Raw genomic sequence first — 17,698 nt, 5'->3', positions numbered from 1 at the left:
CCGGCAGTGTGTACCTCGAGACGTTGAAAGGACACCTGTGAACACACACACCGAATGGGCCGTCGAGGCCGACGGACTCGTGAAGACTTTTGGAACCAACCGTGCGGTGGACGGGGTAGACCTTCGGGTTGCCACCGGCACCGTGTACGGTGTGCTCGGCCCCAACGGGGCGGGCAAAACCACCACCATTTCGATGCTGGCCACGCTGCTGCGTCCAGACGCCGGGCAGGCCCGCATCTTTGGTCACGACGTGCAGCGCGAATCGCAGATCGTGCGCCAGCTGATCGGCGTGACCGGACAGTATGCATCGGTGGATGAGGGGCTCTCGGCCACCGAGAACCTCGTGCTCTTCTCCCGCCTGCTGGGACTCGGGCGCCGAGAGGCCAAGATCAAGGCCAACGATCTGCTGGAGGAGTTTGGACTCACCGAGGCCGCCTCGCGCCCGCTGAAGAAGTTCTCCGGAGGAATGCGCCGTCGGCTGGATCTGGCGGCAAGCCTGATCTCCCAGCCGCCGCTGATCTTCCTGGACGAGCCCACCACCGGCCTGGACCCGCGCACCCGTGCGCAGATGTGGGAGACCATCCGGCGCCTGGTCGCCGGGGGATCCACCGTGCTGCTGACCACCCAGTATCTGGATGAGGCCGACCAGCTGGCCGACCGGATCGCCGTCATCGACCGGGGCCGCGTGGTGGCCGAGGGTACCGGGGACGAACTCAAGGCCCAGGTGGGAACCTCCTCCCTGGAACTGCGGCTGGGCGAGCCGCTGCTGGCCCAGCGCGCGCTGGGCATTGCCGAGCGTGTGCTCGGGGTATCGGGCACCACCTCGGCCGAGGCCGCGCGGATTACCGTGCCGCTGAGCGATCCCGAGCGGGTGACCGACCTGCTGATCGAACTGCGCGGGGAGGGCATCCGGCTGGAGGAGTTCAGCGTGCACAAGCCGAGCCTGGATGATGTCTTCCTGAGCATCACCGGTAAACCCACCGACGACACCGACGACACCGAGAACGCCGCGATCCCCGAGGGAGCCCACGCATGAGTACCACCACCGCACCCACATCCCGCACCCACGGTCTTGCGGGCAGCACAATCGTCCCCGCCCACGAACGCACCCTGAGAAATCGGGTGAGTCTGAGCGAGAGCATCCGGCACTCGCTGACGATGGCCTACCGCGGCCTCCTCAAGATCCGGCGCACCCCGGAGCAGCTCTTCGACGTGACCCTGCAGCCGATCATCTTCACCGTGATGTTCACGTATATTTTTGGTGGTGCGATCTCCGGGGACGTCTCGAACTATCTGCCGGTGATTATCCCGGGCATCCTGGTTCAGACGGTGATCACCACCTCGGTGGTCACCGGAACCCAGCTCCGCGAGGACATGGACAAGGGGGTATTTGACCGCTTCCGCTCACTCCCCATCGCCCGCATCGCGCCGCTTTCCGGGGCGCTACTGGCCGACACCGTGCGCTATGCGATCGCCACCACCCTGACCTTTGTGATGGGCTTCATCATGGGGTACCGTCCGCACGGAGGAATCTGGTCGGTCATCGGTGCCGCGCTGCTGGTGATCGTCTGTGCCTGGGCGATCAGTTGGATCTTCGCCTTCTTTGGCGTCATTGCCCGGTCGGCCTCGAGTGTGCAGGGCATCTCGATGATCATCCTGTTCCCGCTGACCTTCCTCTCCAACGCGTTCGTCCCGGTGGACACCATGCCCACCTGGCTGCAGGCGTTTGTGAACATTAACCCGGTGTCCCACCTGGTCACCGCCGTACGCGATGTGCTCAACACCGGTGCCTTCACGACCGAGGCCGTCTGGCCGCTGCTGGGTTCGGCCGTGATCGTGGCAATCTTCGCGCCGCTCACGGTGCGCGCCTACATGCGCCGCGCCTAGCGCCTTCTCCGCGCTCTCCCCAGGGGCCGGCTTCGGCCGGCCGGGGAGGGCGCGGTTTTGTGTTCTCGGAAGCGCTACAGTGTTCGTCCGGTGCCCACGCCGTGGAGGAGTGAATCAACGATGCGTCGGGCCAGCACGTCCTCATCGACCGTCTCCGCGTCGTGGGAGTCGAAACCGGTCGCCGCGTGGATGATGGCATAGAACATGGCGCGCACCCATCCAGGATCCACGTCATTGCTGATGATGCCCTCCGACTGGCACTGTTCCACCAGCCGGATGGCCGTGTGGGTCATCTGTTCCTGATACTCACTCACGACGGGGTCTTCGGGTAGGGGCAGGCCGCGCGTGTAATCGAGGCTCACCTTGACAGCGATCACGTTTCGGGTCGCCTGATAAAGCGCCACATAGGCGGGGACGACTCCGATACTCGCACGCTCCAGTGCCTCGGCAATTCTTCCCACCGCCCAGCGAGACAGGGTCAGGATGAGAAGTTGGCGGGTGGGAAACCTGCGATAGACCGTGGTCCGCGACACTCCGGCCTCGGCACCGATGTCGTCGAGAGTGGCGGCCGGGTTCGTGCGGAGAAGGCGATCCGCGGCGACAAGAATACGTGTTGTTTTTGCGACGGCACCGTCGGAGAGGCTCTGGCCAAAGACCTTTTCCCGGAGTTCTTCGCTCAGTTCACTCATTCGATAATTGTACAGATGGCATCCACTTTTTGTGAAACATAGAACTTAAAGTCCTGTAGTCATGCCTAGCATGAAACATTCGTGTTTCAGTTAGGGGATGTGATGACAAGCGTGAACGATGCCGATGTGTTGATCGTCGGGGCGGGGCCGGTAGGGCTCGTCATCGCCCATGAGCTCGCACACGCCGGTGTTCGCGCGAGGATCATCGATCATCGCGAGCGTGCCACTCGGCACAGCAAGGCCAACGTGGTGTGGCCCCGGTCTCTGGAACTTCTGGCTCGGCTCAATCTGGCCGAGCCTCTGTTGAGGCAGGCGCACCAGATTGAACATGTCGGTTTCACTCAGCGGGGACAGTCACCGCAGATCCACGACCTCGCTGAGCTGACGGATACGGAGTTTCCGTTTGCCCTGACGCTGCCTCAACCAGATATTGAATTCCTGTGTGAACAGCGACTCCATCAATTCAGGGTGCACGTCGAGCGCGGCACCAAATTTTTGGATGCGTCCCAGGATGCTAGCGGGGTGCTCACGACACTGCGTCGAGCAGACGGAACACCCGAGTACGGACGGTTTGCCTGGGTGATCGGTGCCGACGGCAGTAAATCTCGTGTACGGGAATGCGCCGGAATCGCCTTTGTGGGGGAGGTGGTGCCGGTCGACTATACCCTCGTGGACGCAGTTGCCCAGGGCATCGCCGCCGATCAGGGCTCGTACTATTTCGATTCGCAGCGCAGCCTGGCGATTGCCCCCATCGGTGCCGACCTCTTTCGGTTCGCCACCAGTAACCTTTCCCCGGAGGAGGGATCCGTCAGGCTCGCCATACAGCACCTCCTGGATAGCTTTGAGATCTCGGGGCGGATTGGCACGGTTCGGTATCGGGCAGACTTTCGATCCGAGACTCGCCAGGCCGCCACCTACCGTGCCGGTCGGGTGCTGCTGGCCGGTGATGCGGCCCACGTGGGTACTCCGGCCTCCGGACAGGGGATGAACACCGGCATCCAGGATGCGATTGCACTCGGCTGGAGGTTGGGTCGGGTGCTTCTGGGGCACCTGGGCGAGACGAGCCTGGATGACTATGCTCGGGAGCGCCGTGCCCACGTGGACACGGTTCTTGCCCTCACCCGCGCGCAAACAGCCCGGGTGGACGAGCATGGTGAGGACGGGCGGGAAGCGCCCGCTCTCCCGGGCCTGCGCCAGCTAGCGCAGCTTGATACGGAGTATGGGGCGGGTCACGACCGGGTTCCGCCCCTGCCTGCCTCGGCGGCGCATCGCCGCGCCTCGATCGACGGGACCTCACCCACCGTTTTGCTGTATCCAGGGTCCGTGTACTCCGCCGCGCACTGGCAACGCACTGTGCTGCGCGTGCGCGCCGAGACACCCGGGTATTTCCGAGTGATCGACCTGGCCGGGATTGCCGGTGGTCTCGGATTCCGCGCCGTGATTGGTCCTGCGCGCACGGCGCTGATTGTTCGTCCCGACCAACACATCGATCAACGCCTGGATCCCGATGCCATCCGTGTGCATACCTTCACCCAACTGGGGTGGCGGCGATAGCCGAATTCGAAGGGAAAGACCATGCCATTCATCCGCGTCAACACCATCAACCTCCACTACACCGATGCGGGGGAGGGACCGCCCCTGGTTTTCCTCCACGGGTGGGGAACTAGCGGGCGCGTCTGGGATCAACAGGCCGTGCACTTCGCCGCGCGATATCGGGTGATTCAGCCCGACTGGCGGGGGTGCGGCTACACCGAGGCGCGCGCCGATGGCAACACCATTGCGCAGATCGCCTCCGATATCGTCGAGTTCCTGGAAGCCCTGAACCTGGATCGAGTCACGCTGGTGGGCACCTCGATGGGGGCAACCTTCGCGATCGAAGCCGCGCGGGACCAACCGCAACGGCTGCGGCGCATCGTCGCCGTCGACGCCCCCTTTCATCTGGGGACCCGTTCGCCCGATTCTGCCGTCCTGTCCCTGAGCGAACAGCTGGCGAGCAATCGAATTGCCACCCTGTCACGGATGGTCTCCTCATGGTATTCGGGCGCGGATTCCGAGGCGTTCGGCGCGTGGGCTCGGGCACAGGTGTTTGCGTCCAGCCCGTTTATCGCCGCGCTTTACGCGGATCACCGGGAGTATGACCCGAGAGCCTACCTTCGAAACATTGCCGTCCCAATCACCCTGATTCACGGTGCCGAGGACCCGGATGTGCCGGTGTCAATTGCGCACGAAATCGCCGAGCTTTTGGGTCAGGAGCCACCCCACGTGATTGAGCATGCGGGACACTTTCCCCATCACACGGAAGCCGTGGCGTTTAACGCGGTCCTTGAATCCATCCTCGTATCCGGGGAGGCCACATGATCCGGACGTCGCCGGGCCGCACCGTGGTCCCGCGAGCATCACGACCCGGGCAGCGCTATCGACTGGCGGCCGCCGTTCTGATCGCGGTATTTGTGGTGCCGCTGTCGGTCTCGGGGACCGCGGTTGCGCTCGCCGATATCGCGGCGGCTCTCGGTCCTGATCCGGTGGGTCAACAGTGGGCGCTGAACGGGTTCAACATCACATTTGCCGCGTCGACCCTGGCGTGGGGGTCGCTCGCCGATCGCATCGGACGCTGGCGGTCCTTTAGTCTCGGCGGGGCGATCTTTATTGGTGCGTCCATCGTGAGTTTCTGTGCCCCCGACTATCTGCTTCTCGACGCGGCTCGGATTCTTGCCGGCATCGGTGCCGGTGCCATATTCAGCGTGGGCTCGGCGCTGCTGTCGCTTGCGTTTTCAGGGCCCGAGCGTGCCCGTGCCTTTTCCCTGATGGGGGCCGTGGCCGGGCTTTCGCTCGCCAGTGGCCCCACCCTGAGCGGAATCGTGACACAGGCGGTGGGCTGGAACCATATCTTTGCGATCCAGGGTGTGCTGCTGATCCTGTCCGTGGTCATCATGCTGACCTGCCGGGACATTACCCGGAGTGAACCGCGGGCACCCGGCGCGTTTGACTGGCCGGCAGCTTTGCTCTTTTTTGGTGTGATTGCCGCACTCGTATCCGCATTTGTGGCGGGATCCTCGGGGACCTGGATCACCCCGGGCACGCTGATTCCGGTGGCGATTGGGGGGCTGTGTGTGCTGGGTCTGATCCTTCGAGAGCGTCGAGTCCGGGTGCCGCTTCTCGATTTTCGGCTCATCGGCCGGCCTCGCTTTCTGGGGGTCACCCTCGTGGTGGTGGTCGCCAGCTTTAGCTTTGCCTCGTGTGTGACCTATGTGCCGAGCCTGGTGCAGGCGGCCTGGGGCGTGAGTCCCACCGAATCCGGACTCTTTGTGATGTTTATGACCCTGCCGACGCTGGGCGTCCCGCTTGTGGCCGGCTTCCTGGTGGGCCGGTGCGCGGCCCCGCGGACGGTCTTGGCCATCGCGGTTGTTCTGATGGTGCTCGGGTCGGCGGCAATCGCGGGCTTCGCGGGTTCCCCTCCGGGTGTGCTGGCCGCGGTCATGGTTGTGCTCGGTATCGGTTTTGGACTTCACGCCGGGCTCGTTGATAACGAGGCTCTCGCGGTGGCTCCGGAAAACAACGCGGGCCTGGCGGCGGGTTGGATCAACACGATTCGTGTCGGCAGCGAAGCCGTTGCCGTCTCGCTGTTTGGGGCGGTGTTCATCCCCGCCCTCGCCCGCGCCGATGCGGTGACGGCATTCCGCTCGGTGGGGATCGCCAGCGCCGTGATTGCGCTGGTTTTTGGTCTTGTCTCGATCATCACCATGTACTCGCGACGAGAGGACGTTCGGATCGGAACTACCGATCGGAGTGAGAAATGAGGAGTAACACCATGAATACACCAATCAGAGCCGCGTCCATCGATGAGCTCTTGGGCGACGCGTCCGGCCGATTTTTCGGTTCCCTCTATCGAGGTGCACAACAACAATCTTCGCTGAGCTTCCAGGCCAGAGATCCGCAGACCTGGAGCGTCCAGGGCTCGGCGATGGTGCGATATCCGGCGGACTGGGGCCGACGCGGTCAGGTGCAGCGTCTGCCGCACCTCAGCACCATCGATGTGGTGCTCTTCCTTGCTCATATTGGCAGCCGGTTTGGTGAGCTGAACCGGCGTAGCGGCAGCATCGCGCCCACCGATATCGCCGCGCTGACCCACGTCGTCTTAAGAGCCGGGTCGGCCCCCATCGAAGCGCTCGACAACGTCCCCATCCTCGGGATTCTGTCGGTGCAGAATCGGGCCGTGCACGCGGAGGTGAAAATCGGCAACATGCGCACCTCGGCCGACTACGCCATCATCACGAACGACTGGGGCGAAAGCGGTCGTGCCTCGCACCGGGCCGGAGACACCCCCGTGATTACGCTCACCCGGGTGGAGGTGGATGCCGAGGCACACACGGCGCGGTGCAGAATCGGCCTCTCCGGTCGGGTCGAGGCGGTGCCCGGAGACCTGCGGGTGGTCGCAAATATCGTCGCGTGCTCCCAGACCGCTCAGGCGCTGATCGCGGCGGTTGATGGCCTCTCTCGCGAGGACAGCGACACACTCTGGATGCGGAAATATGAGGGCTGGATTAATCCACCCGGGCAGCCAGGCCAAGCCGAAGCGCGCGTGAGTGTTGACCAGCACCGCACGATGAACGTGGGCGACCGGGTCTTCAGCATTTTCGCCGGGCAGGCATGTGGCTACGGTGTGGACTCCCGGTTCTCGTTGGCTCACGCGATTCCGCACGGTCCGGTGGCCCGGGCTGCCTGATGCTCTCGATCATCCGTTCGCCCGGACAGACGGACCTCAGGGATATCGACGTTGTGCGTTTAGGCCCCCGCGGCCCGCCAGCGGGGATCCCGCAGAATCGCGACGGCGCGCTCCACCCGGGCCCGGGCGCTCAGTGCATCGGCCGCGGTCAGTGCCCGGGCCACCGCCTCGGGGCCGGCGACCTCCACATGGGCGGCCTCATGAACGGAGTAGCGCAGAGCCGGGAGTTCCTGCCGGGCCGAGAATGATCGGCAGACGGCAAAGAGCTCGAGGGAGAGGTCCGAAACCTCGGGGGTGCTGAGCCCCAGCGTGGAAACCGCGAGCAGGGCCGAGCCCCACACGGGCATGTCCGTGTGGATACCGCCGATGCGCTGCAGCGCGATGGCGCGGGTGCGCAGGCGACGGAACATGGCAAGCTCAGGCTCGCGGGCCAGACCGTGCGCGGCGAGGGAGCCCGACGCCACCATCGTGTACCAGGCATAGGCGCGGGCAATCGGGGTGGCAAAGTTGCGTTCGGCGAGACGATACTGTTCCAGACCGCGGGCGCGCTCGCCGTTTTTCAGCGCGAGTTCGGCGCGACCGGCCCACGCGACCGATCGGAAATCCTCCTCGGTGCTGTTCATATGTGGGCTGGGTTCATCGGTGATCAGCGGTTCCAGCTCGGCGGGAGACTCGGTGTAAATCGCCAGGAGCCAGAGGATATGACGTCGGTTCTCGGCCAGGCCCAGGGTCGTGAGTCCGGGCAGTGCGAGCTTCGCCCAGGCAATGGAGTCCTCGATATCTGCGACCTCACTGGTGAGCTGGGCGAGGACCACGCGGGTCATCGTGAGTGTCCACAGGTCGCCGAGCACGCGCGCGAGCTTCTCGGCGCGCAGCGCGAAGTTGATGGCCTCCTGGGCTCGTCCGGCATTCTCGGCCAGCTGTGCCGCCAGGAGCAGACCGTAGACGGCAACCTGGGGCTCGGGGTCCTCCGCCATCGTGTGCAGCACGGTCATCACGCGATCGGGTGCTGCGGAGCCATGCAGCATCCGATAGAACGCCTCGATCCGGCGATCGGTGACCGCCCCCGCGTCGAGCATCTTGCGAATTCGTGTGAGCGCGGTCACCCCGGTCCGAAGATCATCAAACAGCCCAAAGACGCCGAGCACCACAAATCCGAGGCCCGCGGCATTTGCGCGCACCCCGGTGTAGTTTCGCTCCACGCGCGGCAGGGCAAGGATGGCCGCGGCCAGCCCATCGGCGTCGGTGTAGATGCTGAGCCGAGCCTGATAGAACGACACCAGTCCAAAGATCGCCAGGGCCGCGTGCGCATTGCCCCGTTCCAGGGCACCACGCAGGGCCCACATGAACGTGTCGTGCTCGAGCCGCACCAGGGCAAACCCCTGTGCCTGTTCGGGGCCGTCGGTGCGCGGCAGAAGCTCCAGCGCGCTCGCCTCGGCCCAGGCGATGATGCGATCCCGAAACGCATCGGTATCCCCGCGCAGCGCGAGCTCGGCGGTGCCAAACTCACGAATGGTTTCCAGCATGCGAAAGCGCATCGTTCCGGTGACCGGATCCTCGGAGGCTCGAACCAGCGATTGGAGGACCAGACCCTCCAGGTCTTCGGAGGCATCCCGACCCAGGGCGGACGAGGCCGCGGGAAGCCCAAACCCGTCGGGGAAGAGCGAGCACACGAGATAGGTTTCCCGTTCGCGTTCGGTCAGTAGGTTCCAACTCCACCCGATCACCGCGGTGAGGGTGCGGTGGCGGTCCGGCGCGATCCGGTTACCACCCGAGCGTGGGGGATCCAGCACCCCGAGACTGTGCTCAAGTCCGCCCAGGATCTGCGGCAGGGTGAGCACCCGGGTGCGCGCGGCGGCCAACTCGATGGCCAGCGGGAGCCCGTCCAGGCGCTCACACAGCTCGGTCACAAGGACCGGATCGAACCGGGCATCCGGCCGGGCCGCGCGGGCGCGCTCGGCAAAGAGCAGGAGCGCGGGGCCGGGCATCTCGGCATCCCCGGAGGCCAGCGGTGTGGGTTCATATACCCGCTCGCCGGGGACGAGCAGCGGGGACCGCGAGGTGGCGAGCAGACGTAGTTCCGGGCAGGCCCCCAGCACGTCCGCGCTCCAGGCGGCAACCGCATCAATCAGATGCTCACAGTTATCCAACACCAGCAGGGTCGGGGTTTGTGCCAGGGCCGCGAGAACACGTTCGGCGAGGTCCAGGCGTGGGGCATCGCCAACGCGGGCATCGGCCAGATTGTCGCGCAGACCCAGCAGCGCGGCGAGCGTGCGGGGAAGATCCTCCGCGCTTCGTACACCGGCCAGCTCGGCCACCACGATCCGCGATATTTGACCCCGCCAGGAGTGGGCGACCGCCTGAGCGAGCCGCGTCTTTCCGAGACCGCCGGGACCCAGGATGGTGACCAGACGGTGCTGGTGGAGGGCCTGCTCGAGGGTGTGGACATCCGCGTCGCGGCCGATCAGGGCATCGGCAAATCCGCGCAGTCCCATACACACGGTCACGGGGGTGAGATCGAGGGTGTCCACGGCCGTGGGGGTGCGAACCTCGACATCGCTCGCGGCGGAGTCTGCACGCAGGAGGCGGGCATGCTCGGCGCGCAGCGCGGGACTCGGGTCGGTGCCCAGCTGTTCGGCCAGGCGTTCGCGCAGGGACGCGAAGGTGGCCAGAGCTGCCGCGGGTTCTCCGAGCGCATCAAGCACTCGGATCAGTGTCAGATGATCGTCCTGACTCAGGGGCTCCAGCGCGCACAGTTCGTTCAGGAATCCCCGTGCGCCGGCGGGATCGGGGCCGGAGAGGAGGGTACCGAGGGATCGAAGTAGTACGATCCGGGTGTCCCTGGCGTGGGTGGCCAGATCGTCGGCAACGGGGAACGGATCAAGGTCAGACCCCGGATCCCCGCTCCAGAGCCCCAGGGCGTCGCGCAGTGCCGTGGGATCCTGCGGGGTGCGCAGGGCGGCGTGGGTGCGGCTCAGGTCGGAGTCGATACTCAGCCGGTATCCGGCCGGTTCGAGTGTGAGGGTTCCGGCGGGCAGTAGCCTCCGCACCCGGGAAACCAGGGCCTGAAGGGCACCACGCTGATCCGCCGGGGGCTGCTCGGGCCACAGCTCGTCGGCCAGGTATCCGGGGGAGCGGGGCTCACCCTGAGCCAGAGCAAGTACGGCGAGGAGAACCCGTGCGCGCTCGCCGGAGACGGGGGTCTCGCCCACCCGGATTGGGCCGAGAACACGCAGGATCGGGTCGGCGAAGCTCACGTGCCGATTATACGATTCTCGGGCGCCGGTGTGGCGGTTCCGGCTACAGGGTGCCGCGAATCGTGTCGCCCACGGGAATCGGGATCAGCCGAGTCACATCGGCGGGGCGCTCGAGCAGGCCCACCAGTGCGGCGTTGAGGGCGGCCACGGCCGGACCCTCGCCATGGCGGTCCAGCTGCTCCACACTCGACCACTTCTCGATCATCACGATGTCACCGTTCGGGTGCTGGTGGATCGCATAGAGCTCGCATCCCGACTCGGTCTGCACCGCCTCGATCGCCGGACGCAGGGCGTCCAGCACGGCCTCAAGCTGACCCTGTACGGGTGTGAACACGGCGGTGACTACAACGGCAGACATGGTGCGTCCCTTGATCGACGGGCAAAACTGTATGCCCCGATGCTATTGCGCCGCGGGCGAGACGCGCCCGGACGTGTCACGAATAGGAGGTGTGTGGGATTGTGTGTATAGTTGTGACGTTGCCAAACACCGCAGTGTTTAGCGCGCACCTCTAGCTCAATCGGCAGAGCAACTGACTCTTAATCAGTGGGTTCTCGGTTCAAGTCCGAGGGGGTGCACCAGCCCATTACACCCCGATTCCGCATGGAATCGGGGTGTTGTGTTTTTCCGCGACACCGGGTGGTGCGCCACGCGGGTGTCGATTTTTTCTCGCTGCCTTCTCTGGGTACAGTGGAGGTATCACGTCGGTTACGGCGTGGGCACCTCTAGCTCAATCGGCAGAGCAACTGACTCTTAATCAGTGGGTTCTCGGTTCAAGTCCGAGGGGGTGCACCAACAGAGTCCCGGCGAGTTTCCCGCCGGGACTCTTGGTTTTGCGGCCTGTGTTTTGCGGCCTGTAGTTGGAGCCGGGAACCTAATCGAGTGGGTCGATCTCGGCGAAGCGGTGCACCACCGCCAGATCTTCCTCGCCGAGGCCCGCGTCCACCAGGTCCGTGAAGACCCCCAGGTTGGTGCGCAGCTGGCGGGCGGCGGTGCCGGTTGCGTCGGCCTCGGCGACCGCGGCGGTGAGGTCCTTGACCATAAACGCGGCGATCCCGGTCGGGGTGTAGTCCCGGGTAATGATCCGCTCGGCCTTGGTCTCCAGCACCCGCGAACCCGCATACCCGCCCTGGAGCAGGGGGAGGAGGGCGGCCACGTCGATCCCCGCCCGCTCGGCGACCACGGCCGCCTCGGCCACCGCGGTCATCGTGGCGGCGACGATCATCTGGTTACACGCCTTGGCCACCTGGCCCGAGCCCAGCGGTCCCAGATGCAGCGGGGTTCCCATCGTGGACAGGATCGGCAGAACCCGCGCCACATCCTCGGGATCGCCACCCACCATGATCGACAGGGTCCCCGCCTCGGCCCCCTCGGTGCCACCGGAGACCGGAGCATCCACCACGCGCAGCAGGCCGTCGGTGTCGGCAGTGAGGCGCGCGGCCAGGTCGCGCAGCCCGGCGGGGGAGACGGAGGAGCACACCACCAGGAGGGTCGGTGCCGTGATCCCCGCGAGCAGGCCGTCGGGTCCGGCGAGCACCTGTTCCAGCTGTGCGAGATCCGGCAGCATCACGATCACGATCTCGGAATCTACTGCCAGTTCGCGCGGGGTATTGCGCGCGGTCGCGCCCGCTTGGACAAACGGCACCAGTTTCTCGGGGCGACGGCCCTGGACGAAGACCTCCACATCATCCGCCCTATGAGAGAGCAGATTGTGGGTCATCGGCGCGCCCATCGAGCCGAGTCCGATCACGCCAACACCAATTTTGGGAACATCATTGATCACCATCATGCGGCCACTATATCGAACTCCGTTCAGAGAGTTGGCCTCCGGGGGTTAGGATGGGGGCAGACCCCGCTCATCGTCGAAAGGAAGGTCCGCGTCGTCATGACCGATTCCCCCACCCGCCTCCGCGTAGTTGTGGCCACCCCGCTGCCCGAGGAACTCGCCACCCTGATCACCGAGCGTGAGCCGCGAATCGACCTGGTGCGCGAGGCTGACCTGCTGCCCCCGATGCGCTTTGCCGCCGACTTTGCCGGCGATCCCTCCTTCACCCGAACCCCCGAGCAGCAGGCCCGCTTCGAGGAGCTGCTGGACTCGGCCGACGTGCTCTACGGTATCCCCGACGTCAACCCCGCGGCCCTCGCTCGCACCGTGGCCGCCAACCCCGCGCTGCGCTGGGTGCAGATCATGGCAGCCGGTGGTGGCGGGCAGGTCAAGGCCGCCGGACTCTCCGAGGCTGACCTTGCCCGGGTGACCTTCACCACCTCCGCCGGCGTGCACGGCGGACCGCTGGCCGAGTTCGCCGTGTTTGGCGTCTTCGCCGGGGCCAAGACCCTGCCGCGTCTGCAGAAGCAGCAGTCCGAGCACGCGTGGACCGACCGCTGGGAGATGGGTCAGGTATCGGAGCAGACGATTCTGGTCCTCGGACTCGGCGGCATCGGTGCCGAGGTTGCGCGTAAGCTCGACGCCCTGGGCGCGCACGTGATCGGAACCAGCCGTCGCCCGGTGGACGTTCCCGGAGTCTCCGAGATCGTGCACCCCGACAACATTGCCGAGGTGATCGGCCGCGCCGACTCGATCGTGGTGACCCTGCCCGGGACCGCCGCAACCGAGAAGATGCTCAGCGCCGACCTGCTCGCGCTGGTCAAGCCCGGCGTGACCGTGGTCAACGTCGGACGCGGCACCGTGATCGACGAGGATGCCCTGACCGTGGCGCTTCAGGATGGCCGCGTGGGCTTCGCCGCGCTCGACGTCTTTGCCTCCGAGCCGCTGGATCCCACCAGTGCACTGTGGGACCTGCCCAACGTGCTGGTCAGCCCGCACACCGCCGCGCTGAATGCCGCCGAGGAGCGACGCATCGCCGAGCTGTTTGTGGCTAACGCCACCGCGATTCTGGATGGATCCACCCCCAAGAACGTGGTAGACACGGTTCAGTTCTACTAGCAGCACCCCGACGAGACACCTCTCGAAGAAAGCGAGCCCAGCGCGCATGACCGACGCACCCCGTACCGAGAAGACGGCCGCCCCCGCGGTGACCCGAGCCATCGCGATTCTTGATGTCTTGGCTTCCGCCCACGGGCAGCCGCTCGGGATCAGTGAGTTGGCCCGCGCGCTGGGCATCGCCAAGTCCTCGACCGCCAACCTGTGTGTGGCGCTGGAGGAGGGCGGGCTGATCCAGCGCGGCGACCTCGGTTACCGGCTCGGTCGGCGCACGGTGGAGCTCGGCGGCGCCTATCTGGCGAGCTTTGATCAGGTGCGCGAGTTCTACCGGGTGTGCTCCGAGTCGCCCGAGCTGAGTCATGAGCTGGTGCAGATCGCGGTGCTCGACGGGACCGACGTGCTCTACCTGGCCCGGCACGAGGGTCGCGCGCCGCTGCGGCTCACCGCCGGCATCGGTGACCGCTATCCGGCCGCCCTGACCGCCGTGGGTAACGCCCTGTTGGCGCGCCTGGACGATGAGGAGATCCGCGCGCGCTTTGCCGATCCGGAAACCCGTCCACAGGTCACCGCCGCCTCGACCACGGATCTGGATGCGCTGATTGCCAAGATCCGGCGCGCCCGCGAGACCGGTTTCGGGCTCGACGAGGGGGAGATGTTCCCCACGGTTACCGGCGTCGCGGTGGTGATTCCGCCGCGCAATGCGGGGGATCAGCCGCTAGCCCTGGGTGCCTCCATGATGGGTTTGGCCCCCGAGGATGGGCGTCGCGAGCGTGTCACGCGCGCCCTGGGAACCGCCGCCGCTGCGCTGTCGAACCCGCTGCTGGTCGGGGACGTCGCCTAGTTCGTTCAATATGTTGAACTTCGTTCAGCATGCTGTTAGTGTGGGGGCGTGGGCACCGACGCCCACATCGAGGTAACCCTCGCGTCAAGGTAGACGGCCCCCACCCACGGTGAACCCGGGAAGTCTCCAGATGCGAGCCGTCCCGAAAGGTACAGACCGTGTCCACATCCCCCGCCGCAGAGGTCCGCGGATCCGACGATCCGGAATACGCCAACAACCTGCGCCGCGCCACCCTTGCTTCCAGTGTCGGAAGCGCGCTTGAGTACTACGACTTCGCCCTCTACGGGCTCGCCTCCGCGCTGATCTTCGGTCAGCTCTTCTTCCCCGCCCTCGGCACCGGAGCCGGCATTGCCGCCGGTTTCGCGACCTACGCGGTGGGATTCTTCGCCCGCCCCTTCGGCGGCATCTTCTTCGGTGTGCTGGGCGACAAGCTCGGACGCAAGTGGGTCCTGATGGCCACCATCGGCCTGATGGGTGGTGCCTCGACCCTGATCGGTGTGCTGCCGACCGGCGAGCAGATCGGCATCTGGGCCCCCATTCTCCTGGTCTTTCTGCGGGTTCTGCAGGGCCTCGGTGCCGGGGCCGAACAGGCCGGTGCCACCACGCTGATGGCCGAGTATGCGCCGGTTCGCCGCCGTGGATTCTTCTCCGCCCTGCCGTTTGTGGGCATCATGGTCGGTACCGTGCTGGCCTCGATCGTGTTCTACCTGCTGGGCCTCGTGGACCAGCAGATCGTGCACGACTGGCTGTGGCGTGTGCCGTTCCTGGCCTCGATCCTACTGATCGCCGTCTCGGTCTTCATCCGCTACCGCCTGGCCGAGTCGCCCACCTTCGTTCAGCTGGAAAAGCAGGAGCAGGAGCAGCACTCGCCGCTCAAGGAGGTCTTCACCAAGTCCTTCGGTAGCGTCATCCGCGGCATCGGCCTGCGCATGGCCGAGAACGGTGGATCGGCGCTGTACCAGACCCTGGCGATCTCCTTCATCACCGTGTATGTGGGTGTCGAGAGCTGGGTCGGCCCGCTGGCCATCGCGATCGGTGCGACCCTCGGTGTGATCATCCTGCCGCTGGCCGGTGCGCTGAGCGACCGCTTCGGACGGATGCCTGTCTACCGCGCCGGTGTGATCATCCAGCTGGTGCTGGCGATCCCCGCCTGGTGGCTGATGTCTCAGGGCAACGTGAGCGTCATCATCCCGGTGCTCGCCCTGACCTACACCCTCTCCATCAACGTGATGCTGGGCGCCCAGTGTGCGACCCTGCCCGAGCTGTTTGGTAACCGCCACCGCTACGTGGGTGTGGCCGTCTCCCGCGAGTTCTCGGCGGTGCTCGCCGGCGGTATCGCCCCGCTGATCGGGGCCTCGCTGCTGACCGCCACCACCGGATCCTGGATCCCGCTGGCCGGCTACGTGCTGCTGCTCGGTGCGATCACCCTGTGGGCCACCTTCGTCACCCCGGAAACCCGCGGCCGCGACCTGACCCTGCACGGTGACGCCCTCTCGGACACCGCCGCCCAGATCGCCGAGCGCCCGCTGGCCACCGTCGGACGCTCCTAGTGCGCCGGGCCAGACTGCACATCGGGGGCGGCGCACCCGCCGCCCCCGGCCTCACCCAGATCGTCCCGGTCCGCGAGATCGACGGTGCCTGGTACGAGGTTGCCGACGAGTGGGCCGCGGTTCCGCCGCTCACCGGTCGCTACTGGCCGCTTGAGGGCGCGGTGCTCGCCGCCCCGAGTGACCCCCGGGTCATCCTCGGCATGGCTCACAACGGTTCCGCGGCCGACCGGGCCATTCCCCGGCAGGCGTTCATGAAGTCCGCCCGGTCCGCAATCGGTTCGGGGGAGCCGATCCGGATCGTTCCCGGACACGGAAACGTTGTCGCCGAGGCCGAACTCGCCGTGGTCATCGGGGTGCACTGCCGCAACGTCAGTGCACGCGACGCCGCCGAGGTCATCGCCGGGTATACGATCGGCAACGACGTGACCGCGACCGACCAGATCGCCCTCGACGAAAAGATGATCCAGTCCAAGAGCGGAGACGGCTTCACCCCGCTCGGCCCCTGGCTGGTCGGCGACCTGGATCCCGACTCGGTTCCGCTCGAACTCATTGTTAATGGGGAGCTGCGCTGCCAGAGCGACACCGACCGGCTCGCCTGGAACATCGCCGAGCAGATCGAATACCTGAGCGAGTATATGACGCTCGGACCCGGGGATGTGATCCTCACCGGCTCGCCGGAGACCGCGTCCCCGATCAAGCCCGGGGATACGGTGCGGGCCGCGCTGGACGGCATCGGCATCCTCGAAAACCCGGTGACCGCCCTCTAGGCGCGCCGGTTATGCGGGGCCCTCACGACGTCTTCGTGAGGGCCCCGATACCACAAAACCCCACGGGAAACCGTGGGGTTTTGTGTTGGGTTCTATCCCGAAGTCGGATTACCGTTCCAGGTGGCCGGGACCATGACCCACAGCAGCTCGGCGCTCTCATCCCCGAGCACCTTCCAGGAGTGCGGTTCGCGCCCATCCAGGGTCAGCGAATCCCCGGCCCCCAGCTCCCAGACGGCGTCGGCAAAGCTCATCTCGATCCGTCCGCGCACCAGGTACACCAGGTCCAGCTCGGCGCTCACCGAGTACGGGGCTTCGCCGCTGTGGCCGCCGGGATCCACGATCGTGCGCACCACCTGGACACGCTTCTCGGTCCGCGGGGACACCAGGAGCTCCAGCATGCCCTCGCCACCCAGGGTGATCCGCGGGGCATCTGCGCCGCGCACCACGAGCTGCTCGGAGCGCTTAAAGAGGTCGCCCACGGCCACGTTCAACACGTCACACAGCGCCACCAGGGTGCTCACACTCGGTGAGGTCTGGTTACGTTCCACCCGGGAGATGAATCCCTTGGAGAGACCGGTGGTTTCGGCCAGCTGCTCGATGGTGAGCAGCTGCGCCTGTCGTGCGGCACGCAGCCGATGCCCAATCGCGGTGCGGGTGGGGTCTGGAGAGACGGGAAGGGCGCGCATAAAACTCCCGAAGGCGAGTCGAAGTGTGGGCGTGCGTGTATTCCCGGTCAGTCTAGGTCAGAACCGGGGAACGGCGCAGGAAAAAATTTAGTCGCGTTCGATGCGCGGGTTGTCTTCGGCAACGGTCCCGATCGCCAGCGCGAGCGAGATCAGCCAGCTGAACCACAGCAGGGCGAGGCGCCAGTTGCGCGGCCCGGAAGCGGTAGCCCGGATCAGGCCCACCGCACCAAACGCGGCGCTGATGACACCAATGTTCAGAAGATACTTACGCATGCGCCCTCATTTCGAACCGGAACCCTTCAACCCTAGCGTGCGACCGGGGCCAGGCGGGAATATACCCGCCGTGGATACGCAGAAAT

At 66.0% G+C, this 17,698-nt stretch carries 16 protein-coding genes and 2 tRNA genes; 12 read left to right on the top strand and 6 right to left on the bottom strand.

The genetic code is table 11. The features are described from left to right. Positions 1 to 37 precede the first annotated feature (37 nt). Positions 38 to 1,036, top strand: a complete 999-nt coding sequence (locus tag D9V34_RS00300) for an ATP-binding cassette domain-containing protein (protein WP_121686977.1) — start codon at positions 38 to 40, stop codon at positions 1,034 to 1,036. Further along, positions 1,033 to 1,887: an ABC transporter permease gene (locus tag D9V34_RS00295; protein WP_121686976.1), complete on the top strand. Its 855-nt coding sequence runs from the start codon at positions 1,033 to 1,035 to the stop codon at positions 1,885 to 1,887. Before D9V34_RS00300 ends, D9V34_RS00295 begins: the two co-directional genes overlap by 4 nt. Before the next feature lie 74 nt (positions 1,888 to 1,961). Here the strand turns inward: D9V34_RS00295 and D9V34_RS00290 are convergent, their stop codons facing one another. Next, positions 1,962 to 2,576: a TetR/AcrR family transcriptional regulator gene (locus D9V34_RS00290; protein WP_121686975.1), complete on the bottom strand. Its 615-nt coding sequence runs from the start codon at positions 2,574 to 2,576 to the stop codon at positions 1,962 to 1,964. Positions 2,577 to 2,678: 102 nt separating this feature from the next. Between D9V34_RS00290 and D9V34_RS00285 the strand changes: the two genes are divergently transcribed. The 4 genes from D9V34_RS00285 to D9V34_RS00270 are packed head-to-tail and all read left to right on the top strand — an operon-like array spanning position 2,679 to position 7,299. Then, positions 2,679 to 4,130 (top strand): FAD-dependent monooxygenase, encoded by a 1,452-nt coding sequence (locus D9V34_RS00285; RefSeq protein WP_121686974.1) that lies wholly within the window; start codon positions 2,679 to 2,681, stop codon positions 4,128 to 4,130. Positions 4,131 to 4,151: 21 nt separating this feature from the next. After that, the gene (locus D9V34_RS00280) at positions 4,152 to 4,934 is read left to right on the top strand and encodes an alpha/beta fold hydrolase (protein WP_121686973.1); all 783 of its coding nucleotides are present in this window, start codon (positions 4,152 to 4,154) and stop codon (positions 4,932 to 4,934) included. Further along, complete coding sequence (locus tag D9V34_RS00275) at positions 4,931 to 6,373, top strand: MFS transporter (RefSeq protein ID WP_121686972.1); 1,443 nt, start codon at positions 4,931 to 4,933, stop codon at positions 6,371 to 6,373. The genes D9V34_RS00280 and D9V34_RS00275 overlap by 4 nt, the downstream gene beginning before the upstream one ends. 11 nt (positions 6,374 to 6,384) lie before the next feature. After that, complete coding sequence (locus D9V34_RS00270; protein WP_183091780.1) at positions 6,385 to 7,299, top strand: AvrD family protein; 915 nt, start codon at positions 6,385 to 6,387, stop codon at positions 7,297 to 7,299. A gap of 59 nt (positions 7,300 to 7,358) precedes the next feature. Here the strand turns inward: D9V34_RS00270 and D9V34_RS00265 are convergent, their stop codons facing one another. Together D9V34_RS00265 and D9V34_RS00260 are read right to left on the bottom strand one after the other, a co-directional pair. Then, positions 7,359 to 10,556 (bottom strand): ATP-binding protein, encoded by a 3,198-nt coding sequence (locus D9V34_RS00265; protein ID WP_121686970.1) that lies wholly within the window; start codon positions 10,554 to 10,556, stop codon positions 7,359 to 7,361. Positions 10,557 to 10,599: 43 nt separating this feature from the next. Continuing rightward, complete coding sequence (locus D9V34_RS00260; protein ID WP_121686969.1) at positions 10,600 to 10,914, bottom strand: putative quinol monooxygenase; 315 nt, start codon at positions 10,912 to 10,914, stop codon at positions 10,600 to 10,602. A 145-nt stretch (positions 10,915 to 11,059) separates the two neighbouring features. Here D9V34_RS00260 and D9V34_RS00255 point away from each other — a divergent pair. After that, positions 11,060 to 11,135 (top strand) — tRNA-Lys (locus tag D9V34_RS00255). 138 nt (positions 11,136 to 11,273) lie between these two features. After that, positions 11,274 to 11,349, top strand: a tRNA-Lys gene (locus tag D9V34_RS00250). Positions 11,350 to 11,428: 79 nt separating this feature from the next. On the opposite strand, the gene D9V34_RS00245 is transcribed toward D9V34_RS00250, so the two are convergent. Continuing rightward, a complete protein-coding gene (locus D9V34_RS00245; RefSeq protein WP_245991774.1) occupies positions 11,429 to 12,343 on the bottom strand; it encodes an NAD(P)-dependent oxidoreductase in 915 nt (304 codons plus the stop codon). Positions 12,344 to 12,439: 96 nt separating this feature from the next. Between D9V34_RS00245 and D9V34_RS00240 the strand changes: the two genes are divergently transcribed. The 4 genes from D9V34_RS00240 (at position 12,440) to D9V34_RS00225 (ending at position 16,653) form a co-directional block, all read left to right on the top strand. Then, a complete protein-coding gene (locus D9V34_RS00240; RefSeq protein WP_121686968.1) occupies positions 12,440 to 13,498 on the top strand; it encodes a D-2-hydroxyacid dehydrogenase in 1,059 nt (352 codons plus the stop codon). Positions 13,499 to 13,544: 46 nt separating this feature from the next. Beyond that, a complete protein-coding gene (locus D9V34_RS00235) occupies positions 13,545 to 14,336 on the top strand; it encodes an IclR family transcriptional regulator (RefSeq protein WP_030148601.1) in 792 nt (263 codons plus the stop codon). Between the two features lie 158 nt (positions 14,337 to 14,494). Beyond that, on the top strand, positions 14,495 to 15,886 hold the full coding sequence (locus D9V34_RS00230) for an MFS transporter (RefSeq protein WP_121686967.1): 1,392 nt from the start codon (positions 14,495 to 14,497) through the stop codon (positions 15,884 to 15,886). Beyond that, positions 15,886 to 16,653 carry a fumarylacetoacetate hydrolase family protein gene (locus tag D9V34_RS00225; protein ID WP_220700521.1) on the top strand — a complete coding sequence of 256 codons (768 nt, stop codon included), beginning with the start codon at positions 15,886 to 15,888 and terminating at the stop codon, positions 16,651 to 16,653. The genes D9V34_RS00230 and D9V34_RS00225 overlap by 1 nt, the downstream gene beginning before the upstream one ends. A 92-nt stretch (positions 16,654 to 16,745) precedes the next feature. Here D9V34_RS00225 and D9V34_RS00220 read toward each other — a convergent pair whose 3' ends face one another. Together D9V34_RS00220 and D9V34_RS00215 are read right to left on the bottom strand one after the other, a co-directional pair. Beyond that, positions 16,746 to 17,339, bottom strand: coding sequence for a helix-turn-helix domain-containing protein (locus tag D9V34_RS00220; protein ID WP_030148604.1), 594 nt, complete (start codon positions 17,337 to 17,339; stop codon positions 16,746 to 16,748). Between the two features lie 87 nt (positions 17,340 to 17,426). Beyond that, positions 17,427 to 17,612 (bottom strand): hypothetical protein, encoded by a 186-nt coding sequence (locus D9V34_RS00215; protein WP_030148605.1) that lies wholly within the window; start codon positions 17,610 to 17,612, stop codon positions 17,427 to 17,429. Positions 17,613 to 17,698: the final 86 nt, after the last annotated feature.

The sequence above is a fragment of the Mycetocola lacteus genome (genome assembly GCF_003667575.1).
GTDB lineage: Bacteria > Actinomycetota > Actinomycetes > Actinomycetales > Microbacteriaceae > Mycetocola > Mycetocola lacteus.
The sequence above is the reverse complement of the archived record's forward strand: the minus strand, read 5'-3'. Positions and strand labels throughout refer to the sequence as shown.

Bases quoted from the DNA above. Each gene is read 5' to 3' on its own strand.
- D9V34_RS00240 (WP_121686968.1), top strand. From the start codon at position 12,440: ATGACCGATTCCCCCACCCGCCTCCGCGTAGTTGTGGCCACCCCGCTG.
- D9V34_RS00215 (WP_030148605.1), bottom strand. From the start codon at position 17,612: ATGCGTAAGTATCTTCTGAACATTGGTGTCATCAGCGCCGCGTTTGGT.
- D9V34_RS00275 (WP_121686972.1), top strand. From the start codon at position 4,931: ATGATCCGGACGTCGCCGGGCCGCACCGTGGTCCCGCGAGCATCACGA.
- D9V34_RS00260 (WP_121686969.1), bottom strand. From the start codon at position 10,914: ATGTCTGCCGTTGTAGTCACCGCCGTGTTCACACCCGTACAGGGTCAG.
- D9V34_RS00235 (WP_030148601.1), top strand. From the start codon at position 13,545: ATGACCGACGCACCCCGTACCGAGAAGACGGCCGCCCCCGCGGTGACC.
- D9V34_RS00285 (WP_121686974.1), top strand. From the start codon at position 2,679: ATGACAAGCGTGAACGATGCCGATGTGTTGATCGTCGGGGCGGGGCCG.
- D9V34_RS00290 (WP_121686975.1), bottom strand. From the start codon at position 2,576: ATGAGTGAACTGAGCGAAGAACTCCGGGAAAAGGTCTTTGGCCAGAGC.
- D9V34_RS00280 (WP_121686973.1), top strand. From the start codon at position 4,152: ATGCCATTCATCCGCGTCAACACCATCAACCTCCACTACACCGATGCG.
- D9V34_RS00245 (WP_245991774.1), bottom strand. From the start codon at position 12,343: ATGATGGTGATCAATGATGTTCCCAAAATTGGTGTTGGCGTGATCGGA.
- D9V34_RS00295 (WP_121686976.1), top strand. From the start codon at position 1,033: ATGAGTACCACCACCGCACCCACATCCCGCACCCACGGTCTTGCGGGC.
- D9V34_RS00220 (WP_030148604.1), bottom strand. From the start codon at position 17,339: ATGCGCGCCCTTCCCGTCTCTCCAGACCCCACCCGCACCGCGATTGGG.
- D9V34_RS00270 (WP_183091780.1), top strand. From the start codon at position 6,385: ATGAATACACCAATCAGAGCCGCGTCCATCGATGAGCTCTTGGGCGAC.